Annotated in this window: 25 protein-coding genes and 1 tRNA gene; 10 read left to right on the top strand and 16 right to left on the bottom strand. The window is 56.1% G+C overall.

The features are described from left to right. Positions 1 to 124: 124 nt before the first annotated feature. From lysA to argH, 3 genes are all read right to left on the bottom strand, one after another. On the bottom strand, positions 125 to 1393 hold the full coding sequence (gene lysA, locus AC0JZ1_RS18450) for a diaminopimelate decarboxylase (RefSeq protein WP_471883903.1): 1269 nt from the start codon (positions 1391 to 1393) through the stop codon (positions 125 to 127). 18 nt (positions 1394 to 1411) lie between these two features. Further along, positions 1412 to 1609: an LPS translocon maturation chaperone LptM gene (lptM, locus tag AC0JZ1_RS18445; RefSeq protein ID WP_471883902.1), complete on the bottom strand. Its 198-nt coding sequence runs from the start codon at positions 1607 to 1609 to the stop codon at positions 1412 to 1414. A 78-nt stretch (positions 1610 to 1687) separates the two neighbouring features. Next, positions 1688 to 3091 (bottom strand): argininosuccinate lyase, encoded by a 1404-nt coding sequence (argH, locus tag AC0JZ1_RS18440; protein ID WP_471883901.1) that lies wholly within the window; start codon positions 3089 to 3091, stop codon positions 1688 to 1690. A 23-nt stretch (positions 3092 to 3114) separates the two neighbouring features. On the opposite strand from argH, the gene tlpA reads away from it, so the two are divergent. Then, positions 3115 to 3774, top strand: a complete 660-nt coding sequence (tlpA, locus tag AC0JZ1_RS18435; protein WP_471883900.1) for a thiol:disulfide interchange protein TlpA — start codon at positions 3115 to 3117, stop codon at positions 3772 to 3774. A 15-nt stretch (positions 3775 to 3789) separates the two neighbouring features. On the opposite strand, the gene AC0JZ1_RS18430 is transcribed toward tlpA, so the two are convergent. Further along, on the bottom strand, positions 3790 to 4662 hold the full coding sequence (locus tag AC0JZ1_RS18430) for a 3-hydroxybutyryl-CoA dehydrogenase (protein ID WP_471883899.1): 873 nt from the start codon (positions 4660 to 4662) through the stop codon (positions 3790 to 3792). Between the two features lie 286 nt (positions 4663 to 4948). Between AC0JZ1_RS18430 and AC0JZ1_RS18425 the strand changes: the two genes are divergently transcribed. Then, positions 4949 to 7399, top strand: coding sequence for a methyl-accepting chemotaxis protein (locus tag AC0JZ1_RS18425; RefSeq protein WP_471883898.1), 2451 nt, complete (start codon positions 4949 to 4951; stop codon positions 7397 to 7399). A gap of 80 nt (positions 7400 to 7479) precedes the next feature. On the opposite strand, the gene AC0JZ1_RS18420 is transcribed toward AC0JZ1_RS18425, so the two are convergent. The 6 genes from AC0JZ1_RS18420 to AC0JZ1_RS18395 all read right to left on the bottom strand — a co-directional run bounded on the left by AC0JZ1_RS18420 (position 7480) and on the right by AC0JZ1_RS18395 (position 11727). After that, on the bottom strand, positions 7480 to 8409 hold the full coding sequence (locus tag AC0JZ1_RS18420) for an electron transfer flavoprotein subunit alpha/FixB family protein (protein ID WP_471883897.1): 930 nt from the start codon (positions 8407 to 8409) through the stop codon (positions 7480 to 7482). Between the two features lie 17 nt (positions 8410 to 8426). Further along, positions 8427 to 9176 (bottom strand): electron transfer flavoprotein subunit beta/FixA family protein, encoded by a 750-nt coding sequence (locus AC0JZ1_RS18415; protein ID WP_471883896.1) that lies wholly within the window; start codon positions 9174 to 9176, stop codon positions 8427 to 8429. 159 nt (positions 9177 to 9335) lie between these two features. Continuing rightward, entirely contained in the window at positions 9336 to 10052 is a 717-nt protein-coding gene (locus AC0JZ1_RS18410; RefSeq protein ID WP_471883895.1) for a rhomboid family intramembrane serine protease, read from the bottom strand. Positions 10053 to 10076: 24 nt separating this feature from the next. Beyond that, on the bottom strand, positions 10077 to 10655 hold the full coding sequence (locus AC0JZ1_RS18405; protein ID WP_471883894.1) for a cob(I)yrinic acid a,c-diamide adenosyltransferase: 579 nt from the start codon (positions 10653 to 10655) through the stop codon (positions 10077 to 10079). 3 nt (positions 10656 to 10658) lie between these two features. Beyond that, on the bottom strand, positions 10659 to 10856 hold the full coding sequence (locus AC0JZ1_RS18400) for a twin transmembrane helix small protein (protein ID WP_471883893.1): 198 nt from the start codon (positions 10854 to 10856) through the stop codon (positions 10659 to 10661). Positions 10857 to 10893: 37 nt separating this feature from the next. Further along, entirely contained in the window at positions 10894 to 11727 is an 834-nt protein-coding gene (locus AC0JZ1_RS18395; protein WP_471883892.1) for an SDR family oxidoreductase, read from the bottom strand. A gap of 65 nt (positions 11728 to 11792) precedes the next feature. On the opposite strand from AC0JZ1_RS18395, the gene AC0JZ1_RS18390 reads away from it, so the two are divergent. Continuing rightward, the gene (locus tag AC0JZ1_RS18390) at positions 11793 to 12734 is read left to right on the top strand and encodes a YihY/virulence factor BrkB family protein (protein ID WP_471883891.1); all 942 of its coding nucleotides are present in this window, start codon (positions 11793 to 11795) and stop codon (positions 12732 to 12734) included. Here AC0JZ1_RS18390 and gluQRS read toward each other — a convergent pair. Next, on the bottom strand, positions 12699 to 13592 hold the full coding sequence (gene gluQRS / locus AC0JZ1_RS18385) for a tRNA glutamyl-Q(34) synthetase GluQRS (protein WP_471883890.1): 894 nt from the start codon (positions 13590 to 13592) through the stop codon (positions 12699 to 12701). The genes AC0JZ1_RS18390 and gluQRS overlap by 36 nt on opposite strands. Positions 13593 to 13610: 18 nt before the next feature. Between gluQRS and AC0JZ1_RS18380 the strand changes: the two genes are divergently transcribed. Next, positions 13611 to 14252, top strand: a complete 642-nt coding sequence (locus AC0JZ1_RS18380) for a DNA-3-methyladenine glycosylase family protein (RefSeq protein ID WP_471883889.1) — start codon at positions 13611 to 13613, stop codon at positions 14250 to 14252. 100 nt (positions 14253 to 14352) lie between these two features. Next, entirely contained in the window at positions 14353 to 14910 is a 558-nt protein-coding gene (locus AC0JZ1_RS18375; RefSeq protein WP_471883888.1) for an HNH endonuclease, read from the top strand. A 3-nt stretch (positions 14911 to 14913) separates the two neighbouring features. Here AC0JZ1_RS18375 and AC0JZ1_RS18370 read toward each other — a convergent pair whose 3' ends face one another. Further along, a complete protein-coding gene (locus tag AC0JZ1_RS18370; RefSeq protein WP_471883887.1) occupies positions 14914 to 15432 on the bottom strand; it encodes a disulfide bond formation protein B in 519 nt (172 codons plus the stop codon). Positions 15433 to 15622: 190 nt separating this feature from the next. Here AC0JZ1_RS18370 and AC0JZ1_RS18365 point away from each other — a divergent pair. After that, a tRNA-Leu gene (locus AC0JZ1_RS18365) sits at positions 15623 to 15707 on the top strand. Positions 15708 to 15748: 41 nt separating this feature from the next. Here AC0JZ1_RS18365 and AC0JZ1_RS18360 read toward each other — a convergent pair. From AC0JZ1_RS18360 to secA, 4 genes are all read right to left on the bottom strand, one after another. Next, a complete protein-coding gene (locus tag AC0JZ1_RS18360; protein WP_471883886.1) occupies positions 15749 to 16807 on the bottom strand; it encodes a COG3904 family protein in 1059 nt (352 codons plus the stop codon). A gap of 163 nt (positions 16808 to 16970) precedes the next feature. After that, the gene (locus AC0JZ1_RS18355; protein ID WP_471883885.1) at positions 16971 to 18239 is read right to left on the bottom strand and encodes a GNAT family N-acetyltransferase; all 1269 of its coding nucleotides are present in this window, start codon (positions 18237 to 18239) and stop codon (positions 16971 to 16973) included. Continuing rightward, positions 18232 to 19659 carry a lipopolysaccharide biosynthesis protein gene (locus tag AC0JZ1_RS18350; protein WP_471883884.1) on the bottom strand — a complete coding sequence of 476 codons (1428 nt, stop codon included), beginning with the start codon at positions 19657 to 19659 and terminating at the stop codon, positions 18232 to 18234. Before AC0JZ1_RS18350 ends, AC0JZ1_RS18355 begins: the two co-directional genes overlap by 8 nt. 141 nt (positions 19660 to 19800) lie before the next feature. Continuing rightward, on the bottom strand, positions 19801 to 22509 hold the full coding sequence (gene secA, locus AC0JZ1_RS18345) for a preprotein translocase subunit SecA (RefSeq protein ID WP_471883883.1): 2709 nt from the start codon (positions 22507 to 22509) through the stop codon (positions 19801 to 19803). A gap of 261 nt (positions 22510 to 22770) precedes the next feature. Here secA and AC0JZ1_RS18340 point away from each other — a divergent pair, with 261 nt between their 5' ends. The 4 genes from AC0JZ1_RS18340 to mutT all read left to right on the top strand — a co-directional run bounded on the left by AC0JZ1_RS18340 (position 22771) and on the right by mutT (position 26112). Then, positions 22771 to 23613, top strand: coding sequence for a peptidylprolyl isomerase (locus AC0JZ1_RS18340; RefSeq protein ID WP_471883882.1), 843 nt, complete (start codon positions 22771 to 22773; stop codon positions 23611 to 23613). Positions 23614 to 23676: 63 nt separating this feature from the next. Continuing rightward, positions 23677 to 24912: a bifunctional glutamate N-acetyltransferase/amino-acid acetyltransferase ArgJ gene (argJ, locus tag AC0JZ1_RS18335; RefSeq protein WP_471883881.1), complete on the top strand. Its 1236-nt coding sequence runs from the start codon at positions 23677 to 23679 to the stop codon at positions 24910 to 24912. Continuing rightward, positions 24893 to 25702 carry a GNAT family N-acetyltransferase gene (locus AC0JZ1_RS18330; protein ID WP_471883880.1) on the top strand — a complete coding sequence of 270 codons (810 nt, stop codon included), beginning with the start codon at positions 24893 to 24895 and terminating at the stop codon, positions 25700 to 25702. The genes argJ and AC0JZ1_RS18330 overlap by 20 nt, the downstream gene beginning before the upstream one ends. Beyond that, positions 25699 to 26112 carry an 8-oxo-dGTP diphosphatase MutT gene (gene mutT / locus AC0JZ1_RS18325; protein ID WP_471883879.1) on the top strand — a complete coding sequence of 138 codons (414 nt, stop codon included), beginning with the start codon at positions 25699 to 25701 and terminating at the stop codon, positions 26110 to 26112. The genes AC0JZ1_RS18330 and mutT overlap by 4 nt, the downstream gene beginning before the upstream one ends. The last annotated feature ends 61 nt before the right edge of the window (positions 26113 to 26173 follow it).

The following is a 26173-nucleotide window of genomic DNA, read 5'->3' as shown; positions in this document are numbered from 1 at the left end:
GCAAGGCGCATGTACACCTTGCGCGACGTAACAGCAAAGATACCAAGCTTTGTGGCGAAGACGAGGGGATGCCAGTGCTTTCCAGCCTCTTTCCCCCTTATTCTCCAAAAAGTGAACGAAACCGTCAGGAGAGCCAGGCAGGCACGCTATCGAGACTGATCAATTCCTCATAGGTGCGGCGTGGGCGCACCACATGGAACTTGTCACCGTTCACCAGCACTTCCGGGATGAGAAGCCTGCTGTTGTATGTGCCGGATTGTACCGCGCCATAGGCACCAGCGGAACTCACGGCCAGCAGGTCGCCCGGTTCAGGCCGTGCCATTTCGCGGTCAAGCGCCAGATAATCACCCGTTTCGCACACCGGGCCGACGATATCGCCCTTGATGCGCTCCGCATCTGTCGGCGCCAGAAGGACGGGACGGACGCTGTGATAGGCTTCGTAGAGCGTCGGGCGAATGAGATCGTTCATCGCGCCATCGACGATGACGAAGTGCTTCTCACCGGCATCCTTTACGTAGATCACTTCCGTCACCAGAATCCCGGCGTTGCCGACAATCAGGCGGCCCGGTTCAGTGACGATCTTGCAATTGAGGCTTCTCAACTGCGCCTTGACGATGTCGGCATAGGCATCTGGCAGCGGCGGCGGCTGGTTATCTTCGCGATAAGGAATGCCAAGGCCGCCGCCAATATCGACATGCTCGATGCGGTGACCATCCTGCCTCAAGGTTTCAACCAGTTCCCGCAGCAGACGGAATGCATCCTCGAATGGCTGCAAATCGATGATCTGGCTGCCGATATGCATATCGATACCGGTAACTTCGATGCCTTCCAATGTCGCCGCATGGGCATACACATCACGCGCACGTTGATAGGAAATACCGAACTTGTTTTCTTTCTTGCCGGTCGAAATCTTCGCATGGGTGCGTGCATCGACATCCGGATTGATGCGGAAGGAGACATGCGCCTTGCGGCCCATTTTCACGGCACGGGCATTCAAAACTTCAAGCTCGGGCTCGGATTCGACGTTGAAACAGTAGATGCCGGCGTCGAGGGCCAGATCCATTTCCGCAGCCGTCTTGCCAACGCCCGAAAACATGATGCGGTTGGCGGGTATGCCTGCTGCCAACGCCCGGCGAAGTTCACCGCCCGAAACCACGTCCACACCTGCACCCAAGCGCCCCAGCGTTTTCAGCACAGCCTGGTTGGAATTGGCCTTCATGGCGTAGCACACCATGGCATCCACATCGGCAAAGGCTTGCGAGAACACCTTGTAGTGACGCTCCAGCGTTGCCGTGGAATAGCAATAGAAAGGCGTTCCGACCGCCTTTGCAATTTCAGGAATAGGCACGTTTTCAGCGTGCAAGACGCCGTCGATATACTGGAAATGGTTCACGGATGAAAAACCGAAAAATTAAAGGAGCGGATCGAGAAGGAATGGCTTGTCGGCAACGGGCTCTTTCGCCTGTTCCTTGCCGGTTTTACGCAGGTTCTGCTGCTCAACAGGCGTACTCGGCTTGTCCAGGTTGCCCTTGCGGCCGCAGCCGGTCACAACCAGACCGGCAATGCAAACGGCGACAGAAATGCGGGCGATCATTCGCAGGTTAGCCATTCCTAATCCTTCAAAAACAGCAGGTCGTGCCTGTTCATAGCGAAGTTCGTGCCTCTTGTGCAGTCACTTCTTCGGTTCTCAATTGCGGCCGCGCCACCAGGCAATCTGCTTGCGCACTTCGCTGGGTGCCGTGCCACCAAAGCTGGTGCGGCTGGCGACAGAGGCATCCACGGACAGTACATCGAATACTTTGTCGGTGATCGAGGCATGGATGGATTGCAAGTCTTCCAGGCTCAAATCGGAAAGATCGCAGGATTTTGCTTCTGCCATGGCCACGGCGCGGCCAGTTACGTGATGGGCATCGCGGAAGGGCAGGCCCGCCTCGCGCACAAGCCAATCTGCCAAATCGGTTGCCGTCGAGAAGCCGGAACCGGCAGCGGCGCGCATGCGGTCGGCGCGAACGGTCATATCGCGCACCATGCCTGCCATGGCGGCGATGGCCAGTTCCAGGTTTTCGGCTGCGTCGAACACTTGTTCCTTATCTTCCTGCATATCCTTGGAATAGGCGAGCGGCAGGCCCTTCATGACGGTGAGGAGTGCGACGAGCGAGCCATTGATGCGGCCCGTTTTGGCGCGCACGAGTTCAGCGGCATCCGGGTTCTTCTTTTGTGGCATGATGGAGGAGCCGGTGGAGAAGGCATCGGAAAGGCGGATGAAGCCGAACTGCGGCGTGGACCAGATGACGATTTCTTCCGCAAAGCGCGAGAGGTGAACGGCACAGATGGAAGCAACGGACAGGAATTCCAGCGCAAAATCGCGGTCGGAAACCGTGTCGATGGAATTGCGGGTCGGGCCGCGGAAGCCGAGCGCTTCTGCGGTCATGTGACGGTCGATAGCAAAGCCGGTGCCCGCTAGAGCAGCGGCGCCAATCGGCGATTCGTCCATGTGGTCGATGGCGTGGCGAACGCGCGCGCGGTCACGACCGAACATCTCCACATAGGCCATGCAATGGTGGCCGAATGTAACAGGCTGCGCCGTCTGCAGGTGCGTAAAGCCCGGCATGACGGTATCGGCATGTTCTTCCGCCTTGTTCAATAGGGCGTTGATCAGGTCGGTAAGGGCAGCTTCTGTCTTGCCCATTTCTTCCTTCACCCAGAGACGGAAATCCAGCGCGACTTGATCGTTGCGCGAACGGGCCGTGTGCAGGCGTCCAGCAGCAGGGCCGATCAGGTTTGCCAGTCTCGCCTCGATATTCATGTGAATGTCTTCGAGCTTGCGGGAAAACTCGAAGCGGCCTTCCTGGATTTCTGACAGGATCGTGTTCAGACCTTCGACAATCTTGTCTTTATCTTCGACGGAAATAATGCCTTGTTTCGCCAGCATGGTGGCGTGCGCGATTGAGCCGCGGATATCCTGGGCATAAAGCTTCTTGTCGAAGCCGATGGAGGCATTTATCTCCTCCATGATGGCATCTGGACCTGAGGCGAAACGCCCGCCCCACATCTGGTTGGAGGAACCCGCATCCTTCGTGCCGTCAGCCATGATTACCCGTCCTGGAGTCGCAAATGTCGAACAAGAGACCGCTGGGTCTGCCGTCCGCCCGTCTGGTTACAATTGCCGCCATCGCTGGAGTTCTGGCAGGCGCGGTTGCGGTATACGTGAAGCCTACCCTCTCTGGCAATGCCACAGCGCTGACCGATACGGGCTGTGAAGGCGCAATTCAGGAGGCCAAGACCATCAATGACCTTGCCACTGGTGATCTTGCCGCCTTGAAAGGCGTCGATACGCCCCGCCTGCTTCCCTCGCTTGCCTTCAAAAATGCCGAGGGGAAGGATTTGAAGCTGGCCGATTTTGAAGGGCGCGCGGTTCTGCTCAACCTCTGGGCCACCTGGTGCGTGCCCTGCCGCGAGGAAATGCCGGCGCTGAACAATTTGCAGAAAGCCAAGGGCGGCAATCAGTTTGAAGTAGTGGCCGTCAATATCGATACGGGCAGCGACGAAAAGCCCAAGGTATTTCTGGATGAGACCGGCGTTCACGCGCTTGCCTACTACCGCGATAGCAGCATGGGCGTGTTTAACGCTCTCAAGAAAGAGGGTCTCGCCTTCGGGCTGCCAGTCACTCTTGTGGTGAACAAGAAGGGCTGCATGATCGGTGCCATGAATGGACCTGCGCATTGGGATAGCCAGAATGCACAGGACTTTATTGCAAAGGTAACGGCGTTGTAAGGCGATATAGCTCGATTATCGCGTCGGAACCGGGATTTCGCCGCGATAATCATAAAAGCCGCGACCGGATTTGCGGCCAAGCCAACCAGCTTCGACATATTTGACCAGCAGCGGGCAAGGGCGGTATTTGCTATCGGCTAGCCCATCATACAAAACCTGCATGATTGAGAGGCAGGTATCGAGACCGATGAAGTCCGCAAGTTGCAACGGCCCCATGGGGTGGTTTGCGCCCAGTTTCATGGCCGTATCGATGGCTTCAACGGATCCTACACCTTCATACAGCGTATAGATAGCTTCGTTGATCATCGGCAGCAGGATGCGGTTGACGATGAAGGCCGGAAAATCTTCAGCAACCGTGACCGTCTTATCCAGTGAACTGACAAATTGCTTGGCAGTGGCGAAAGTTGATTCTTCTGTTGCAATGCCACGCACGAGTTCGACCAGCTTCATCACCGGAACCGGGTTCATGAAGTGAATACCCATGAAGCGTTCCGGGCGATCGGTTGCCGATGCCAGGCGTGTGATGGAAAGCGACGAGGTGTTTGTTGCCAGAATGGCATCTGGCTTCAAGGCTGGGCAAATTGTGTTGAAGATCTTGCGCTTGACGGATTCGTCCTCGGTCGCAGCTTCAATCACCAGATCCGCCGAGGCAAAATCATTGGTATTGACCGTGCCTGTGATGCGCGACAACGTGGCTCGACGGTCCTCGTCACTCAATTTTCCGTTGCTGACCTGACGGGCGAGATTGCCGTTGATCGTGGCAAGGCCCGCTTCGATGCGTTCACTCGAGAGGTCGTAGAGCGTGACCTTGTAGCCAGCCAGCGCACATACATGCGCAATGCCGCAACCCATCTGTCCCGCACCGACGATTCCTACGTTCGTGATCATAATGCCCCATTCGGAATTGTGATTTCAACCGGCTTCACGCTTTATCGCGCCTCCGCCTGCTCTTGTAACACACATGGCGTTTTGCTCTGAATAAATTGATAATGCTGCATGCGCGAATTTGCCAGCTTAAATGCGACGCAACCGCGAAGAGATATGATCAGCTGACAGCTGCTGACGCAATTTAAGTCTAATTAAAGCACTTGCAGCTAAGTTCCGGCGGAAATCCGTCAAGAACTGAGCGGTTCGGCCGATCAGCTTTCTGATGTTTCGTTGGAGGTTGTCTTTCATGCGTATTTCCTGGAAACTTCCCGTCTTCGTAACACTGGTAGCCCTGCTTTCCATTGCCGGAGCTAGTGTTGCCAGTTTCATGGAAACGGCGAGTGTCGTTCGGGGGCAGGCAGTTGCCAAGCTGGAAGCGGTTGCGAATGGGCGACAAAGCGAAACGCAGCTATATCTCAAATCTCTCGTGACCAATCTGCATGCGCTGGCTGGAACCCCAACCACGGGCGAAGCCCTTGGCAAATTTCGCCGTGACTGGCGCTACCTCGGCGAAAACCCAAAGGCTACGCTGACGCAGCGCTATATTACCGACAACCCCAATCCTGACGGTAAAAAGGCACTTCTCGATACTGCCCGCGTCGATACCTATGACAGTAATCATGCACTTTATCACCCTCTTCTGCGCGCTTCCCTGCAGCGCTTGAATTACGCGGATGTCTTTCTCATCGACGGCAAGGGCACCATTCTCTACAGCGTCCAGAAGAATAGCGAATATGCCTCTAACCTTGCCGATCCTGCCTTGAAAGATGGCGCACTTGGCACTGTCTTCCGCAAGATGGCGGAGGTTGAGGATCGTGATGCCTTCGCCATGTCGGATTTCGTGGCCTATGGCGCTGGCAAACAGCCGATGCTTTTCATGGCGACGCCGCTTTTTCAGGGCGATGTTAAGGTGGGTGTCCTGGCCGTTGCAGTGGATGCACAGGGACTTAATGCGATTTTCAACAATCGGGTCGGGTTAGGTGAGACGGGTGAGACGCGACTGCTGAACGCCGATGCCAGGTTCATCACCGCCTCCCCTGTTTCGCCGGGCGGTGCTGTTCTGGAAGAAAAACTGGATCAACCTGTGATCAGGGCCGCCTTGGACGGAAAGGCGCAAACTGGTGCAGTGATTGGTGCACAGGGCACAAGATTGGCCGCAGTCATGCCGCTGACCTTCGCTGGCAATCAGTGGGCTATCGCTGCTCTGATGCAGGAATCAGAAGCGCTGAATGCGTTGAGCCATTTGCGCAATGTAATCTTTATCATCACCGCCTGCATGGTGGTGGCTGCTATTGCCGCAGCTGTCTTCTTTTCGCGCACCATCACCAACCCCATCCGCGATCTCGTATCCGCCATGACTGGGCTTGCCGGTGGCGATACCTCTGTGGAATTGAAAGGCGAGGGACGCCGCGACGAATTGGGAGATATGGCCCGCTCTGTTGCCGTTTTCCGGGATGCAGCCATTGAAAAAATGGCACTGCAGAGTGCTGCCGATCGGGATCGACAGACTGCGGAACAGGAGCGCCAGCTTCGTGAAGCCACGCGGACGCAGGAAACGGCTCGCTTGCAGCAGACGGTCGAGATCCTGGGGGAGGGCTTGCGTCGCCTTGCCTCCGGCGATCTGACCGCCAGTATCGACCGACCGTTCATGGAAGGTCTCGACCGCTTGCGGCTGGATTTCAACCAGTCGATCCGCAACCTTTCTGAAATCATGCAACGTGTAGCCGGTAGCACAGGCTCCATCTCTACCACGGCAAACGAGATGATGTCTGCGACAGACGATCTTTCTCGCCGTTCCGAGCAGCAGGCCGCTGCGATTGAGGAAACATCGGCAGTCATTACGCAGATCATGGAGGCCATTCAGGTTTCGGCTGAGCGTGCAGCCTCTGCGCGGCAGATGGTTGCCGATGCGAAACTCTCGACAGAGCGGTCGGGAGAGATCGTCAGCACTGCCGTTGAAGCCATGCAGCGGATTGAGCAGGCGTCGCTTGAGATTTCGAAAATCATCAATGTGATTGACGAGATTGCCTTCCAGACCAACCTATTGGCGCTGAATGCCGGTGTCGAAGCCGCGCGTGCCGGAGAGGCGGGCAAGGGTTTTGCGGTTGTTGCACAGGAAGTGCGAGAACTGGCGCAACGTTCCGCCAATGCTGCCCGCGAAATCAAGGCGCTGATCAGCAAGTCGGGCGATGCGGTCAAAACCGGTGTTGGCCTGGTTGAAAACACTGGCGAAGCCCTTGGTGGCATTGCCGATCAGGTGGCGCGGATCAATGCGCAGATTGCCTCCATCGCCGATGCGGCAGGCGAGCAACAGGAAAGCGTACGTGAAATTTCCTCGGCAATCCGCCAGATGGAAACCACGACCCAGCAAAATTCGCAGATGGCCGAGAAAACCAATGCGGATATGTCCAAGCTGACGCGCGACGCGCAGGACCTGTCTGGCCTTATTTCCGGCTTCCGTCTCGATGAGCGTGCGCCGGTTTCGAGCTTCAAACCGTCTCAGCCGATTGCGCCGGAGCATCGCCCGCTTCCGGTCTCCGTGCCAGCACGTCCAGTTGCCGCGAAGGTGAAGCCGGCAGATACGAAAAGTCGGTCTGCACCGTCTCCAGCCAAGGCGCTGATGAGCAAATTGTCCAGTAGCTTTTCAAGCGCTTCCGCAACAGCCACCAGCAAGGATGCTGACTGGGAAGAATTTTGATCTCTCCCCGTTTCAGAAATGAATAAGGCCGCGCTGGTTTGCCTAGCGCGGCCTTATTTACTGATTGATCTATCGAATTATCAGAGCGACTTCTGTAGCTCCGGAAGAAGTTCGAAAAGATCGCCAACGAGGCCATAATCTGCCACCTGGAAAATCGGCGCTTCCTCATCCTTGTTGATCGCGACGATAACCTTGGAATCCTTCATGCCAGCCAAGTGCTGGATGGCACCGGAAATACCGCAGGCGATGTAAAGATCAGGCGCGACCACCTTACCCGTTTGGCCAACCTGCCAGTCGTTCGGTGCATAACCAGCATCGACAGCTGCACGGGATGCGCCAACGGCGGCACCCAGCTTGTCTGCCAGCGGCAGGATGACTTCCTTGAACTTCTCCGAAGAACCCAGAGCGCGCCCACCGGACACGATGATCTTGGCGGAGGTGAGTTCGGGACGGTCGGACGAAGACAATGCATCGCCAATAAAGGAGGAGACGCCTGGGTTGCCAGCAGCCGAGATGGTTTCAACCGAAGCAGAGCCACCTTCCGCCGTCGCAGCAAAGGCAGCAGTACGAACGGTGACAACCTTCTTGGCATCCGTCGACTGAACAGTCTGGATAGCGTTGCCTGCATAGATTGGACGCTTGAAGGTGTCTGCGGAGACAACCTCGATGATTTCCGAAACCTGCATCACATCCAAGAGGGCTGCAACGCGTGGCATCACGTTCTTGGCTGACGCAGTGGCCGCAGCGATGACAACATCGTAGGAGCCAGCCAGCGAGACGATGAGATCGGCCACCGGCTCTGCCAGATTGTTGGCGTAAGCCGCGTCATCGGCCAGAAGCACCTTGGAAACGCCGGAGAGCTTCGAAGCCGCATCGGCTGCACCCTTGGCATTGGAGCCAGCGACCAGCACATGCACATCGCCACCAATTTTTGCAGCAGCCGTCAGGGCCTTTGCGGTTTGGTCGGAGACGCTTGCGCCATCGTGTTCCGCGAGAAGAAGAATAGCCATTATCGTTATCCCTTTCCTTACAGCACGCCTGCTTCGGTCTTGAGCTTCTCGACCAATTCGGCGACGCTCTTGACCTTGATGCCGGCCTTGCGACCGCCTGGTTCTTCAGTCTTGAGGACCTTGAGGCGTGGTGCCAGATCAACGCCGAAATCGGCCGGTGATTTCTTGTCGAGGGGCTTCTTCTTGGCCTTCATGATATTCGGCAGCGAAGCGTAACGCGGCTCGTTCAGGCGAAGATCGGTCGTGACGATTGCCGGAAGCTTGACCTCGATGGTCTGAAGACCGCCATCCACTTCGCGCGTAACCTTGGCAGAACCGTCACCCAGTTCAACCTTGGATGCGAATGTGGCCTGACCCCACTTGAGAAGGGCAGCGAGCATCTGGCCGGTCTGGTTCGAATCGTCGTCAATGGCCTGCTTGCCGAGGATGACGAGACCTGGATTTTCCGCCTCAACCACGCCCTTCAAGAGCTTTGCCACAGCAAGCGGCTCAACGGTTTCGTCCGTCTCGATCAGGATGCCGCGATCCGCGCCCATAGCAAGCGCTGTACGGATCGTTTCTTCCGACTTGGCCGGGCCAATGGAGACCACGACAATCTCTTCCGCCTTACCGGCTTCCTTCAAGCGAAGGGCCTCTTCCACGGAAATTTCGTCGAAGGGGTTCATCGACATTTTCACGTTGGCAAGCTCAACGCCCGTCCCATCCGCCTTGACGCGGATCTTCACGTTGTAATCAACCACCCGCTTTACAGGCACAAGGATCTTCATGACTTCCTTCCTCAAACTGACCATGGGGAAAATGCGGCCTCTCCCATGCCGCTGATTGTCAATAGGCGACATGGATAGACATTTTTGCACCGAATACAAAGAGTTTTCGGTTTTTGCGGTTGTGCTATTTGGTCATCCCCCCATTCCCTGACGGATAGATCAATCCTTCATTTCGGCGGCACTCGGTGTCACCACGGCACGATCGAAGAGCGGCACGCCACTTCTGCGCAAGATGATGACCAGAAACGCGCCTGCAACAATGCCTCCAACATGCGCGCCCCAGGACACGAAGCCCCGGACATCCAATATCAGCATTAGGAATTGCTGGCCGATCCACAGGGCAAGGGGGATGAAGGCAGGCAGTGGCAAGGGGATGCGGAAGAAAACCAGGGTCCAGAGTCGCACGCGCGGGTGCAGAATGAGATAGGCCGCGACCACGCCGGAAACGGCACCGGAAGCACCAATCAATGGTGCTGCGGAAAACGGATCGAGCAGGCCGTGCAGCAGGGCGCCAGCCACGGCGCAAACAAGATAGAAAACCAGGAAACGAAAGTGGCCGAGCGCATCCTCCACATTATCGCCGAACACCCAGAGAAAGACCATGTTGCTCAGAAGATGCCAGAAATCCACGTGGAGAAAGGCGTAAGTGAGGAAGGATGCCTTATCGGGCAGTAGGCCGAAGATCGGGGGCAGGGTTGCGTAGTCGAAGCTAACGACTGGAATGAAGCCGAGGGCAAGCGTGGCAAAATCCGCCTCGCCGGGCGTCATTGCGCGGGTAACCAACCACACCAAGCAGTTCAAAAGGATGAGCCCGATTGTGACATATTGCAGCCGGATATATTTCAGGCGGTTCACATCATAGATCGGAATGAACATGCAGCGGCTCTCGATTCCGACCGGCTAACGATTCTTGCCGGGAACCCAAAGAATATCCGCCTTGCCGCCATCATTGACGAAGCGGGAGGCGACGAACAGGAAGTCCGACAGGCGGTTGATGTATTTCAACGCAGGTGCGGAAATCACCTCGCCCTCTGACTTCGAAAGCTCAACCATCAGCCTTTCTGCGCGGCGCGAAACGGTGCGTGCGACATGCAGGTGGGCAGCAGCAGGTGCGCCGCCGGGCAGAACGAAGGAGGTCAGTGGATCGAGCGATGCATTCAGTTCATCGATCTCTCGCTCCAGCCGGTCCACCTGAGCCTGTATGATGCGAAGTGGCTCCCATTCGAGTTTCTCGCCGGTATCCGGCGTTGCGAGATCTGCTCCGAGATCAAACAGGTCATTCTGGATGCGCATGAGCATGGCATCCAATTGAAGATGTTCGCCTGTGTGCAGGCGGGCCACGCCAATCACCGCATTCGTCTCGTCAACCGTGCCATAGGCCTCGACCCGCAGATCGTGCTTCAAGCGGCGTGGACCGCAAACGAGACCGGTCGTGCCGTCATCGCCGGTACGTGTATAAATCTTATTCAGCTTTACCAAGGTTTATCGACCTCCGCCCGTCAGCCAGAGCGTGAACATGATGAGTATGATGGCGACGGCCTGCAACAGGACACGCAGTTGCATCAGTTTGTTGGAGCGGTTCGCATCGGTGCCCTTCACCATGTTGAAGAGTCCTTTGATGAGAACGAGAACAACCAGACCCATGACGATCAGCGTCAGGATCGTCGTGAAACTTGACATGATGTCTTAACCTTTCCCCCGGAGGTGCCGTTCGGTATCAATCCATTTTACGCAAGAGCTTGTAGAGCAGATCTGCCGGAAGCAGACGCTTTGCCAATACGCCTTTTTTGGCTGGTGTGGTGACTATGTAATGTGGCCGCGGGCGCGGAGCGGTCAAGGCGTGTTTTAACACGTCGTAGACCGCGTCTGGACCAAGTTTATGTTTGTTAGCTGGGCCTGTGCCATCCAGTCGCGCCAGTTGTCGGCGATATTCTTCCCGATGCGCTGAATTTTCCACATCGATATGCGCGTTAACGGCGGCAAGCGCGTTGGCTGTAAATCGCGATTCGATGGGTCCCGGCTCAATGAGGCTCACAAAGATGCCGCTTCCGTCCAGCTCCATTCGTAACGTCACGCTCAAGCCTTCGATCGCGTGCTTCGAGGCATTATAGGCTCCGCGATAGCGATATGGCACGAGCCCGAGGATGGACGAGCACTGGACGATGCGGCCCGAGCCTTGGGCTCGCATGAAGGGGATGATTTGTCGCGTCAGTTCATGCCAGCCAAACACATTGGTTTCAAATTGCAGGCGCAGGACATCGGTTGAAAGATCTTCCACTGCGCCGGGCTGGCCATAGGCACCATTGTTGAACAGCGCATCGATCTGTCCTCCCGTGCGGGAAGCGACCTCCTGAACCAGGGAATCAATGGTTTCCTGGCGTGTGTAATCCATCATCAACGCTTCGAAACCATCGGCCTGAAGTGGTCCAAGATCAGCTTCACGGCGTACTGTAGCAAAGACCCGCCACCCATCCCGCTGCAACGCGCGGGCGCAATAGGCACCTATGCCCGAGGAGCATCCTGTGATGATGATGCTTTTTTGCCGCGACATCCTTGCTCCCTTACAATTTCAACCGCATTTCCCATATTCTGGAAGCAGTGACAACGGAGTTCCCATTGGCAGACGACGTGGCGCAAATCCGGTGGCATCGGCTTGCCTTCAAGGTTTTATACGATGCCTATTGGCACTTCAACGATGACGACGGTTGGGCCATGGCAAGCCATGTGGCGCTTTCCGGTTTGCTTGCGCTGTTTCCTTTTCTGATTTTTGGTACTGCCTTGGCAGGTTTTTTGGGCGCAAGCACCTTCTCGGCCACGGCGGTCCACCTGCTTTTCGATACATGGCCCACCGATATTGCCGAACCTCTGGCAGCGGAGGTCAACCGTGTGCTGGAGATACCGCGTGGCGGCCTGCTGACGATTTCGGTTCTGGCTGCCGCCTATTTCGCCTCCAATGGCGTGGAAGCGCTGCGCATCTCGCTTAACCGGGCTTACCGCGTGGCCGAGAACAGGGCATGGTATGTGACGCGCCTGACGAGCCTTGGCTATGTTATCGTCGCCGTCGTTATTTTCGCGGCGATCAGCATCGTCCTCGTAGCAATTCCCATTGCCATTCGCATTGCCGGAACGCGCTTTCCTTGGCTGCAGGATGAGCTTTCCGCAGTTTCAAACTTTGGCGTCCTTGGCACTGTGATCGTTCTGCTTGCAGGGCTGATCGTGTGCCACAAATTCCTGCCCGCCGGAAACCGCCGTATCATCGACATCCTGCCCGGAATCCTGCTGACGCTGTTGTGCTGGACAGGCTTTGCCTTTGCCTTTGCCTCCTACCTTTCCACCTTTGCCAACTATGCGGCGACCTATGCGGGCCTCGCCTCTGTCATGGTGGTGCTGGTGTTTCTCTATATGGTCGGTGTCATCTTCATGCTGGGCGCGGAAGTGAACGCAGCTTTGATGAAATACCGTGTCTATTCGGCGCTCAAACATGCACGGCAAGGGCAGCAACCCATCGAAAGCACGATTCGTTCAAAAGCCAAGGAGGCGGCGGATATTCATCGCTGATTGTCCGTCATCCCGCAAAGCCGACAGCCCGGTTGCCTGCTCGCTTTTGGAAAGCTTGCGCCCATCCTCACCGATGATCAGCCTGTGATGGTGGTAGACAGGTTCTGGCAGGTCGAGCAATCGCTGAAGTAAACGATGGACTGCTGTTGCCTTGAAGAGATCAAGCCCGCGAACCACGTTCGTCACGCCTTGCGCTGCATCATCAACCACGACGGATAGGTGATAGCTGGATGGTGCATCCGAGCGTGACAGGATCACATCTCCCCATTCGCACGGATTGGCTTCAATCGCTCCACGAGCGTCTTCGCCTGTCTCATGCCAGCTCAAGCCAGCCCCTGCCAGTTCGACAGCCTTTGCCATATCAAGCCGCAGAGCATAGCGCTTACCGCTATCTATAAGCTCCTGCCGCTCCACGGAGCTTCGGTGCCGGTCATCGTCTGGATAATGCGGCGCGCCATCCGGGTCACGCGGCCAGGTTTGCCCTTCGACTTCCCAGGCGGCAACCCGCTGCTTCACCTCCCCGCGGGTCAGGAAGGCGGGATAGATGAGGCCCTGTTGTTCAAGTCTCTGAAGGGCAGAAGCATACGCTGCCAGATGATCCGACTGCCGTCGTACGGGCTCTTCCCACTGGAAGCCGATCCAGGCAAGGTCACGATAAATGTACTCTTCCAGTTCAGGGCGGCAGCGCGTCTGGTCGATATCCTCGATCCGTAACAGCAGCCTGCCGCCGCTCTCCATTGCCATTTTCTGGTTCAACAAGGCGGAATAGGCATGGCCTAGATGCAAAAGCCCGTTAGGACTGGGTGCAAAGCGGAAAACGGGATGACGCGCATTTAAGGACATGCTCCCTTCTGCCATGAAATGGAGACAAACACGATGGCTCTGATTGCCAGCGAACAGGATCTGGAAATTGGATTGAACGAGTTGATGATGCTCGACACCCGGCTTTTTCCTATCGTGGCGGCGGCAGGGCCCTTGCCGTTGCGCTTGCTTTCTCCGGGCTTTGAAGGGCTCGCCAACATCATCGTTTCACAGGTCATCTCCAAGGCTGCGGCCTCGGCCATCTGGAGGCGGATGGAAGCGGCGGGCGCAATCTCGGCCCATGGCTTTCTTGGATGTTCGCCCGAAAAGGTGTCTGGCTTCGGCCTTTCCCGCGCCAAGCTCGCCACGCTTTTAGGCGTTGCGGAGGCAGTGACGAGCGGCAAACTCGATCTTGCGGGCTTTTCTGCGCTCACGCCGTCTAAGGCACTCAGCGAACTGATGCAGCTGAAAGGCGTCGGCCTCTGGACGGCAGAGGTTTATCTCATGTTCTGCGAAGGCCACGCGGATATCTTTCCGGCTGGCGATGTTGCTCTGCGTGCGGCCGTCGGCCATGGGTTGAAGCTGGAAGCGCGGCCAACGATTGCCGATACCGCCAATATCGCTTCAGCGTGGCAGCCGTGGCGCTCCATCGCCGCCCGTCTTTTCTGGGCCTATTACGCCAACTTCATGGGAAGAACTGGAGCGCCGATAGACTGATTCGCGAATCATTCGGCTGCGACATCAAAGGGGCTTCACATTCCTGTAACAACGGACCTAATATAGAAGGAACAAAGCCCGAATCGGTGAGGAGCGTCCGTTGACGATTGCAGTCTCCCCGCAGGCCCTGCCGGCGCTCGTTTTGAACGCTGACTACCGGCCGCTGAGTTATTATCCCTTGTCGCTCTGGTCCTGGCAGGACGCGATCAAGGCGGTTTTCCTCGACCGTGTGAACATCATAGCGGAATATGATCACTCGGTTTCTTCTCCCACCTTCTCGATGCGATTACCAAGCGTCGTCAGTCTGAAAACCTACATACAACCCACTCGAAACCCGGCCTTTACCCGCTTCAACGTTTTTCTTCGTGATAAATTCGAGTGCCAATATTGCGGCTCTCACGATGATCTAACCTTCGATCACGTCATACCCCGAGCCCATGGCGGGGAAACAACCTGGGAAAATGTGGTGGCTGCCTGCTCCCCCTGCAATCTGAAAAAAGGCAGCAAGCTTCCCAAGCAAGCAGGCATGTTCCCGGCGCAGAAGCCCTATCCGCCCACCGTGCAGGATCTTCACAACAACGGCCGCCTGTTTCCACCCAACTATCTGCATGAAAGCTGGATGGACTATCTCTACTGGGATACCGAGCTACAGCCCTGATGATCAGGTGCGCTTGAAAACGGCGCGAAAGGCAATTCCCGCCAGGATCACGCTGGCGATGACATTCCATCCAGCAAAGGAAAGACCTAGCACGCGAAGGGCAGCTTCGGTGCAGGATGGGCCGTGGACGCTGTTCAGATCACCGAGCAGGTTGCCGGCGTTGGTCGTCATGCCATTGGCAGTGGTCGAGCACGTAGCCGGACCTGCCCAGAAATGCCATTCCACACCGGCGTGATAGACACCCATCCCAGCGCCAACCAGCATCATGATGCCCACGAGTCCCAGAAGAACACGCGTAACGGCTGGCGGAAGGCGAAAAGCTGCTGTGACCAGAGCACCCAGAGCGACAGGAATGGCCCAATAATAGGGTTCACGCTGCAGAAGGCAGAGTGCGCAGGGGATGTAGCCGCCGATATGCTGGAAACCCAGTGCAGTGCCGACAGTTGCTGCCATGCCAAGCGCAAGGATGAGCGAATGGCCCATCAGGAAGCGACGGGTCTCAGTGGATGGTGCAGCGCTCATGCCAAGTCTCTCCGGGAGGACCAAATCTTTGCCATCTGATTAGGTGAGACGAGGGCGCCTGTAAATGAGAACTCTTTACTTCTCCGGGACTGACACACCAAAAAAACGTGAGCGGCTTCAGCACGAAGTCTTGGCAAATGGCTTGCGCTTTCCATTCGGGCTGTGCTAGAGGCCTCTCACCATTTTCGAAGCCCCGTTGGCGGAATTGGTAGACGCGCCTGACTCAAAATCAGGTTCCGAAAGGAGTGCTGGTTCGATTCCGGCACGGGGCACCACTGTTTTGGAAAATGCTTAAAGTGTTTTCGAGTTTTATCATCTAAGGCTTCGAAATCGCGGGATTACGATCCAAAATCTTTCCGTCTTCACTAATAATAATAGTTGAGCCTTCGACCATTCGAATTTGATATTCGAATGTGGCGCTCCCTCGGGAAGACTTGTTGCGCTTTGGATCGGATACCATCCAATCGTAGACGCCGGTCACTCTGCATAGCTCTTCACTGCATTGTGTACTTACGGTGCCAGGTCGCGTAATGCTTGAACGAACGGGCCACCGATCTGCGTATTTTGCTTTGTCCTGTAGAACTTCCCGCTTTGTTAATTGCCGACCGTAAAAGGCTACATTTTCACCGTAGATGTGATTTGAAACTTTTAAGAGTTCGCTTTTCGGGAGGGAGCCGGACGCGGTAATCAAGGTCAAGATGAATTTCTGGGCTTCTTCCTGTAATTCCAGCTTCCCTGCCGGATTGGATGGCGAAAGCGATGTCGGAGATGACGCTTCCTCTCCCAGCTTATAATCTGGCCGCGACGTATCCCTATGCTCTTGCTCTTTTCGGTTAATTCCGAAGTCGATCACTTCTTGTTTGGAAAATACGTACATTGACTCAGGCGGGGTACGCAGCATCCTAGTTATAACACTTTGCCTCACGTCATACTTATCTAAAGTTTCGAGTATATCCGACAAATTAAGTTGGGCATCCTTGAGGTCGCTGCCGCCTGAAATCTGATGCACCCCTAGGCTTCCCGTAGCTAATCTAGCGTCTCCTGCCAAAAAGATAAAAGCGCAGGCAGACATACAATTAGCTCCCGGTGGAATGATGGTAGCTATTTTACGTTCGTGAATTTCTTCGGCTATCAGTAACGCCGCTTGAACGGATCCGCCTGCGCTGTTCAAAAAAATAGCCTTTACATCTTTGCGTGCCGTGAGAATACGGCGAAAGGCCAATGGCGCGCGGAAATCTATGATGCCATTGAGAGCTATGATGTGCTCAGACTCATCAATTAGGCGGAAAGGAGCGTAGTCTATGGTATCTTGAGCCGCACTATTGTACGCCGACAACAGATACACCATTATACCGACGATGGACCAAGCTTTCATGCTCCAACTTCTCCTTTTCCTAGTTGTGGCACAGGCTCTGGTAGTAGAAAAGATAGATTCATGCTGAAAGAACGCGGAAGTGGATTGAATTACATCCTGCTCTGACCGTCACTTTATAAGGTTTTTCAGCGCCTTGCCTGCCTGCAGGAAACATTATCCAGCATCAGCCATCTCGTCCGGCAAGTCCCAGGATCTTTTGCCGCAGAATGCGGGCCATGTTGCGCGTGTTGCGGTAGAGGTGAAGCTGTGTGCCGACTTGGCGAACATCGCGGTCGCTTGTTTCAGATAGTCCGATGACGAGCGTTCCCATATCCTCCCGCTCCATCCAGAAGCGGCTCATGATCGGGTGGTCAGGCACGGCGCAGGAATCCGAGCGCTGAATATTCAGGTCGTCCAGATGCCATTCCGTCAGCTTCATCATCAAAAGCTTTCCTGGCGAAAAACGGGCATAGGCTTCGTTATAAGCTGTCTTCCAGGTATAGGCCTCTCCGCCCATCACGAAGACCACCAGAGAGGCAATCGCCTTGCCGTTGAGATCTATCGTATGAATGCGAACAGCATCCGCCTCTGAAAGGTTGGAAATGGCTTCGCGAGCAAAGGCGGCACGAAAACGGTCGCTGATCAGCGCGGAGCGCTTGCGGCCCTTCCAGCCGCTGGCTTCCAAGCTCAGGAATTCTTCGGTGCGACGGCGGATGTCTGCTGGCTGGCGGGCAACTTCATACGTCAGCGTGCCTTGGGCCTCCAGCTGTCGCCATTGTCTGCGCATTTCTCGCACGTGATGAGGTGTGATGGCTTGGCGAAGATAGGTTTCTCCATCCAGATCGCTTTTAAGTATAGGCCGCTGGAAAGTATTGGTGGTCGTGATGGGAAGGTTTCGACCCACGGCGACCGCGCGCATCAATTGGGCAAACCGGCCGTTCAATTTAAGGTCTGGCAGCACCAATATGTTGGGCAAGCGCAAATCTCTGCGGGAAAGTGCTTCCAGCATATTATCCAGCGTCTGCGCGGCATCTTCTGCATCCAGAAGCGGTGTCCCCAATGGGCCGAAGGGGTTTGCCCAGGCGCGAATAATGGACGCGCCAATGGCAAAACCTGGTTTCTCGGTGGTGAACGGCATCAAGAGCCGCATACGGCTGGAACGCTCCGTGACATCGCGAATGAGAGCGAGTTGAACCTGCTTATCCTCGACGCGCGGCATAGCGGGGGCCAGCAGGCGCCCGGCAAAAAAGACATTCGGTTCAAGAGCGCGGTTGGAAAGGAAATCCAGCTCCTCTTGCAGGTCATAACCCATGGCCGCTGGATAGATGGACAGCGTTCTGCCATCCCTGCCGACCTGTGCCTTCAGTGGCGCATCGGGAATGGCGGGTCGCACCGGCTTTGGCTTTATCTCTAGCTCAGTCAGGAAAGGGCTTGGTGTTGGCATCTCAACCATTGTGATCCTGCCCTTCATGTCTGGAGGACCCCATGGCGGGGGATGCGAAGGCAAATAGCTTTATGCCCAGAGTTCGACGGACAGCAATATGGAGCAAAATTGCTTCAATCACCATTGCGCCTGCTGTCGCACTTGCCGCACCGTAAAGACCATAAAGCGGAATGAGCGTGACGTTGAGGCAGATATTCGCGGCGAGAATGCAAGCATAGAGCGTAACGCATAGTTTCTGCTTACCCGCCATGTTCAGCAGCACTTCGCCGGGTCCGACGGATGCTTTTGCAAGAATGCCGAGGAACAGGATTGCCATGAGGGAATGGCCGCTTGTGAAGCCAGCGCCGAAAAAGCCGAGCAGCACATGACCGAGAGCGAGCACGCAAAGACCGACGCCAAGTGCTGGCCAGAACGACCACCTTGCTGCTTCGCCCGCAAACGTGGCGAGTTCCTGCGAATCATCTCTTGCCATGATGGCGGAAAAGCGTGGAGCGGCGGCAGCTTTCACCGAAAAATAAACGAACTGAACCAGCGCAATTGTCTTGGCTGCGGCAAAATAGACCGCGACTTGATCTGGCGGCAGGTAGAGGCCGACGACGACGACATCCGAATTGGTGAGCAGGAAACCAATCCCATCCACCAGAAAGAGCGGCAGCGAGAACCGCAGCCACGGAGAAAGGGTATGGGCCATGGGTCCCGCGCCGAAGCGCGTATGCAGCCGAATCTTGACCCGAATGAACTGCATGACGGACGTGAGATAGGTCGCTGCCAGCGCTGCAACCATGGCTGTGCGGGCTGAGCGATCTTCTCCAAGCCATACCGCTAGCAACATGAAGCCAAGAATAAGCACTGGCCGAATAATGAAAGTCGGAGTGAGGGCCGTGAAGATCCAGCCATTGGCTCTGGCTGTTCCATCCAGCACATCGCCGAGGGCAATCATCGGCAGCGTGAACAGGCCAAGGAATAGCGGCACCAACCAGTAGTCAGGCACGATATGATTGAAGAATTTAAGAAACAGGAGACCAAGAACGGCCAGAATGGTGGCCGAAGCCATCGCAATAACCCGAGCGGACCAATGCAGGCCACGCACCAGTTCCTGTTCGCCCCGATTGTGATGCTGTGGCAGGAAGCGGATAACGGCCGTGTGAAAACCCAGACAGGATAAATTGCCAAAGACGACGACGAGAACCCAGACGAAGGCAAAAATGCCATACTCAAACTCGCCCATGAGGCGGGCCTGGATGATCTGGGCAAGGAAAGCTATCCCCGCGCTGACGATACGAATGACGAAGGCGATCAGCGCCATGCGCTGTGCCACACTTGCCTCATCGCTCCCATGCAGCATCGGTCCCAGCCGCCGCAACTTCGGAATGAGCCGAAGCCTGACGCTGAGCGGAAGCAATCTCTCCGCTGTTTCGATGACCGTCATGGGTGGGCGATGCTCACGGTAAGCTATCAGATCTAGCCAAATTTGCATGACGGACAGTTAAGGAAGCGTATGCCAAGGCAGTAAAAAGGGGATGTTCAAGCGAACATCCCCTTTTTGGAATCAATATTCAGTTGCAGCTGTTTAAGCCTGCTCGAATGCGCCGTGGCAGTGCTTGTACTTTTTGCCGGAACCGCAGGGGCACGGCTCGTTGCGGCCAACGCGACCCCATGTCTGCGGATCGTTCGGATCGCGGTTTTCCGGCGCGGCAACTGCCTGATAACCAGCCGAAGCAAACTCATCTTCGCCTGTGGTGGCATTGATATGGTGCGCCTCCATCACAGGAGGCTCTGGCGTCTGCGCACTATCCTGCACCAACTCCACACGCATCAATTGTGCGGTGACGCCTTCTCGCAGATTTGCAAGCAAGGCTTGGAACAGTTCAAAGGCTTCAGCCTTGTATTCCTGCAAAGGATCGCGCTGGGCGTAACCCCGGAAGCCAACAACAGACCGAAGATGGTCGAGATTGACGATGTGTTCGCGCCACAGATGATCGAGCGTCTGAAGCAGGACCGAGCGCTCGACATATGTCATGATCTCGGGGCCAAACCGTTCGGCGCGATCCTTGGCGGCGGCATCAGCTGCCTGCATTATGCGCTCGCGAATATCGTCTTCCGCAATGCCTTCTTCCTGCACCCAGGCTTCGATGGGCAGGTCGAGGTTGAGTAGCTGTTCGACAGCAGTCTTCAGGCCAGCCGCATCCCACTGCTCCGCATAGGCGCGCTCAGGAATATGCTTGGTCACCAGCATTTCCACCACTTCGTGGCGCATGTCTTCAACCGTCTCGCTGAGATCGGTTGCATCCATCAATTCGATGCGCTGTTCAAAGATGACCTTACGCTGGTCATTGGTCACGTCATCATATTTAAGAAGATTCTTGCGGGTGTCGAAATTGCGGGCTTCGACCTTCTTCTGGGCGCGCTCAAGCGCCTTGTTGATCCACGGATGAACAATGGCCTCGCCTTCTTTCAGGCCCAGCTTTTGCAGCATTCCATCCATTCGGTCTGAACCGAAGATGCGCATCAGGTCATCCTGAAGCGACAGGTAGAATTTCGAGCGACCCGGGTCACCCTGACGGCCTGAGCGGCCGCGCAACTGATTGTCGATACGGCGGCTTTCGTGACGTTCGGTGGCAAGAACGAAAAGACCACCAGCGGCAAGCGCCTTCTGCTTCAGTTCCTTCACTTCCGCACGAATGGCTGCTTCCTTTGCATCGCGCTCAGGACCCGGCTCCATGCCCTCCAGCTCGCGCTCGAGACGCATCTCGATATTGCCACCGAGCTGGATATCGGTACCGCGGCCGGCCATGTTGGTGGCGATGGTCACCGCACCCGGTACACCAGCCTGGCTGACGATATAGGCTTCCTGCTCGTGATAGCGGGCGTTCAACACATTGAAGTTCGTGAAGCCTGCCTGCTTCATCATGGCTGCAAGCAGTTCCGACTTTTCAATCGAAGTTGTGCCAACGAGAACAGGCTGGCCACGATCCTGGGCCGTGCGAATCTCTTCGATGATCGCCTTGTACTTCTCTTCGACTGTGCGGTAGACCTCATCATCCTCGTCAATGCGCTGGATGGGCAGATTTGTCGGAACTTCGACGACGTCGAGGCCGTAAATATTGGCGAATTCTTCCGCTTCCGTCGAAGCCGTACCGGTCATGCCGGCCAGCTTTTCATACATACGGAAGTAGTTCTGGAACGTGATTGAAGCAAGGGTCTGGTTTTCCGGCTGGATCTGAACCTTTTCCTTGGCTTCAAGTGCCTGATGTTGGCCTTCCGAATAACGGCGGCCTGGCATCATGCGGCCCGTGAATTCGTCGATGATGACGATTTCGTCGTTGCGGACGATGTAGTCCTTGTCACGCTGGAACAGCTTGTGGGCCTTGAGCGCGTTGTTGATGTGGTGAACGATTGCAACGTTCTCCACGTCATAAAGCGATTCACCCTTGAGGAGGCCTGCCTGACGGAGAAGGTTTTCCAGCTTCTCGGTTCCAACTTCAGAGAAGTTCGCCGAGCGCTGCTTTTCGTCGATTTCGTAGTCTTCCGCCGACAGCATGGGAATGAAGCCATCGATCGTGGTGTAAAGATCGGAGCGGTCGTCCAGCGGTCCAGAAATGATCAGCGGCGTACGTGCTTCGTCGATGAGGATCGAATCCACTTCGTCGACGATGGCGAAGTAATGGCCGCGCTGCACCATCTGGCCGCGATCGTACTTCATGTTGTCGCGCAGATAATCGAAGCCTAGCTCGTTGTTCGTGGCATAGGTAATATCGCAGGCGTAAGCCGCACGGCGCTGCTCATCGTCCAGACCGTGGACGATAACACCTGTGGTCAGGCCGAGAAAGCCGTAGAGCTTGCTCATGATCCCGGCATCGCGGCTGGCCAGATAATCGTTGACTGTGACCACGTGGACGCCGCGTCCAGTCAGGGCATTCAGGTAGACCGGCAGCGTAGCAACCAGCGTTTTACCTTCGCCTGTTTTCATTTCGGCGATGGCACCCTGGGTCAGGATCATGCCGCCTGTCAGCTGCACATCGAAGGGCCGCATACCAAGAACGCGCCGCGCCGCTTCCCGCACCACGGCGAAAGCAGGGATCAGAAGATCATCCACCGTCTTGCCATCTGCAAGCTGCTGGCGAAACTCAACCGTCTTTGCGGCAAGCTGTTCGTCGCTCAGCGCCTTGATGCTTTCCTCAAGGGCGCCGATGGCTTCCACGCGCGAACGATAGCCCTTTACCCGGCGGTCGTTGGCGGAGCCGAAAAATTTGCGTGCGATAGCACCGAAGCTGACCATTCAAATGGTCCTTTCTAAAGATAAGGCATCAGGCGACCGGCTTGGGTTTACTGTGACATCTGTTCTGGTTTTTCACAGACAAATTACAGTGCCCGCCCGGAAACTGTTCTGGACGCGAAGTAGCGTGACAGATAAGAGGGGGGTTGAATGATGTCAACGGTTCTGGCCGATACAGAATGGCCACAATCCGGTGTTTGTGAAGGTGTTATGGCCGGAATCGGACAGACTGAGACCGGTGTTAAACTCAAGAGGTCGTACCTTATGTTTCGTTCCAAATTCGTCGCCGCCGTGACTCTGGCTGCAGCGTTTACCTTCCACACGCCGCTGTTTGCTCAGGACGATGCTGTCGTGGCAAAGGTTGGTGGCGTGGAAATTCACCAGTCAGACCTGGATACTGCGATGGCCAACCTGAGCCCGCAATACCAGCAGCTGCCGGAAGACCAGAAGAAGGTTGCCGCACTTTCGCAGGTTATCGACATCAAGCTCGTTGCCAAGAAAGCCGAAGCGGCTGGCTTGCAGAACAGCGACGATTTCAAGAAGCGCATGGCCTTCCTGCAGGAGCGTGAGCTGCACAATGCCTACCTGCGCGACCAGTTCGACAAGCTGAAGCCGGAAGAAGTTAAGGCTCGCTACGACAAGGAAGTCGCAGCCATGCCGAAGGAAGAAGAAATTCACGCGCGTCACATCCTGGTCAAGACAGAAGACGAAGCGAAAGACATCATCAAGCAGCTCGACGCTGGCAAGGACTTCACGGAGCTGGCCAAGGAAAAGTCCGAGGATTCCAGCAAGTCTGACGGCGGAGATCTCGGTTACTTCACGAAGGGCCGCATGGTGCCTGAGTTCGAACAGGCTGCATTCGCGCTTGAAAAGGGTGCTTACACGAAGACCCCTGTGAAGTCTCAGTTTGGCTATCATGTCATCAAGTTGGAAGATAAGCGTGATGCGCAGCCTCCGGCATTCGATCAGGTCGAGCCACAGGTTCGCCAGATCGTCATGCAGGAGAAGTATTCTTCCATCATCGACGAAGCCAAGAAGGATCAGAAGGTCGAAATCACCGATGAAAACCTTCGCAAGGGCTATGACGAGCTGACCAAGAGCGAGTAATAGCGTTCAAAAGCCAATCCCGGCCCGCTTCTGCGGGCCTTTTCTTGTCCGGAACCCGAAATCATGTCTGCAGCCGTTTCTCCACTTGCTCCTAAATCCTATCCTGAAATGCCGGTCGTTGAAGGCGTGCGCATGGCGACAGCCGCAGCCGGTATCAAGTATAAGAACCGAACAGACGTGTTGCTGATGGTGTTCGATGAGCCTGCTTCTGTGGCGGGTGTTTTCACGCGCTCCAAATGCCCTTCGGCTCCGGTGGATTTCTGCCGTGCGAACCTCTCGAACGGCAAGGCGAGAGCGGTTGTCGTCAACTCCGGCAATGCGAATGCATTCACCGGCAAGAAGGGCCGTGCCGCCACGGAACTCACCGCTGATTCGGCTTCCAAGGCTGTGGGCTGCGCTACCAACGAGGTTTATCTCGCCTCAACAGGCGTTATTGGCGAACCGCTTGATGCGACGAAATTTGCAGGCGTGCTGGGCGATATGCATTCCAGCGCAAAGGGTGATTTCTGGCTAGAAGCAGCCAAGGCCATCATGACCACGGACACTTATCCGAAGGTAGCAACCCGCACCGCAGAGATTGGCGGCGTGACGGTTACGCTGAACGGTATCGCCAAGGGTGCAGGCATGATTGCGCCGGACATGGCGACCATGCTTTCCTTTGTGGTAACAGATGCGGCGATTGCGCCAGCGGTTCTGCAAACACTGCTTTCCGACGGCGTAGGTCCGACATTCAATTCAGTGACTGTGGATAGCGACACCTCCACCTCCGATACGCTTCTCCTGTTTGCAACGGGGAAGGCTGCGGGCCAGGCCGAAGTGACTGATGCTGCCGATTCCCGTCTGGCCTCTTTCCGGGAAGCGCTGAACGATCTGCTCAAGGATCTGGCGTTGCAAGTGGTGCGTGATGGCGAGGGCGCCCGCAAGATGGTGGCGGTTACGGTAACGGGTGCTGAAAGCGATGCCGCTGCCAAGCGCATTGCTCTTTCGATTGCCAACTCACCCTTGGTGAAGACGGCTGTTGCTGGCGAGGACGCCAACTGGGGCCGGGTGGTCATGGCCGTTGGCAAATCCGGTGAGATGGCGGACCGCGACCGTCTGGCAATCTGGTTCGGTGACGTACGCGTGGCCGTTGAGGGTGAGCGCGACCCCGAATATTCCGAAGCTGCGGCAACCGCCGTCATGCAAAAGGAAGATATTCCGGTGCGCGTCGATATCGGGCTGGGCCAAGGCACGGCAACCGTCTGGACATGCGACCTCACGAAGGAATATGTCGCCATCAATGGCGATTACCGGAGCTGATGGATTGATGCAGGCAAGTTCTCCCCATGGAAATCTGCCGCTGGTAAGGCGTCTGGAGGCCGTTGGCTTCCGGGCATGGCCTGCGGCTTCCGTGGTTTATGATGGCAGCTGGCAGGTTCGCCTGACCGGCGCTCATCCCTCCAAGCGTTTAAATTGCGTGGTTCCGCTTGATCCTTCGGATTATCGCGATGCGGATATCCGTATCGAGAAGGCGCGCAAACGCTTTGAGCACTATGGTCGTCAATTGTTGGTTCGAGAGACGCCGCTTGCGCCGCAGCCTTTGCTTGAAGGTCTGGCGCGAGCTGGTTGGACGCGTTTCGAAACAGTGCTGGTAATGACTGCGGACCTGACCGGCCTGGAACTGCCTGATACGCTGGATCATATCCCGACGCACGATATTGGCCGGTTCATTGATGTCTATCTGACCGTGCAGCAGGAAGATCCTGGCTTAAAGCCCGCAATGGCGGAAATTTTGTCGACTATCAAACCAGCCTGCGGCTTTTTTACCGCTGAACATCTGGACGAGGGGCCGATGGCAGCAGCCCTTTGCGTGCAGGATAATGATCTGGCTGGTATTTTGTCTTTCGCGGTGATCGAGCGTATGCGCCGTCAAGGTTTCGGAACGGAGCTCTTGACGGCTGCATTGCGTTGGGCCCGAATTAACGGAGCGCGCACGGCCTGGCTTCAGGTTGAAGCGACAAATGCGCCTGCCGTGGCCCTCTACACCAAGTTCGGCTTCCGGCGCGCCTACGACTATCATTACTGGGCTCTCGATAAGGACGTCTCATGACGCAAGTCTCACGCCGAATCGTCCTTGTCGCTGCCTGTGCTTTGGTCGATGCCGATGGCCGAATCCTGCTGGCGCAGCGTCCAGAGGGCAAAAGCCTTGCGGGGCTCTGGGAATTTCCGGGCGGCAAGGTGGAGGCGGGCGAGACGCCGGAAGAGACACTGATCCGCGAACTGGAAGAAGAGCTAGGCATTCAAACGAAGATTCCTTGCCTTGCGCCTTTGACCTTCGCCAGCCACACCTATGACGATTTTCATCTCTTGATGCCGCTTTATGTGTGCCGTCGTTTTGAAGGCATTCCGTCAGGTCGCGAAGGTCAGGCGATCAAGTGGGTGCGCACATCGCAGTTGCGGGATTACCCAATGCCGCCTGCGGATGAGCCTCTGATCCCCTTCCTGCAAGATCTTCTCTGATTCCGATGGCCTTCCTGTCAGTTTGAAGAGCAGGCTGACTTACCGGATAGTTTTTATTTTC

The organism is Affinirhizobium capsici (assembly GCF_977018625.1).
This window is presented reverse-complemented; position numbering and strand designations above follow the sequence as displayed.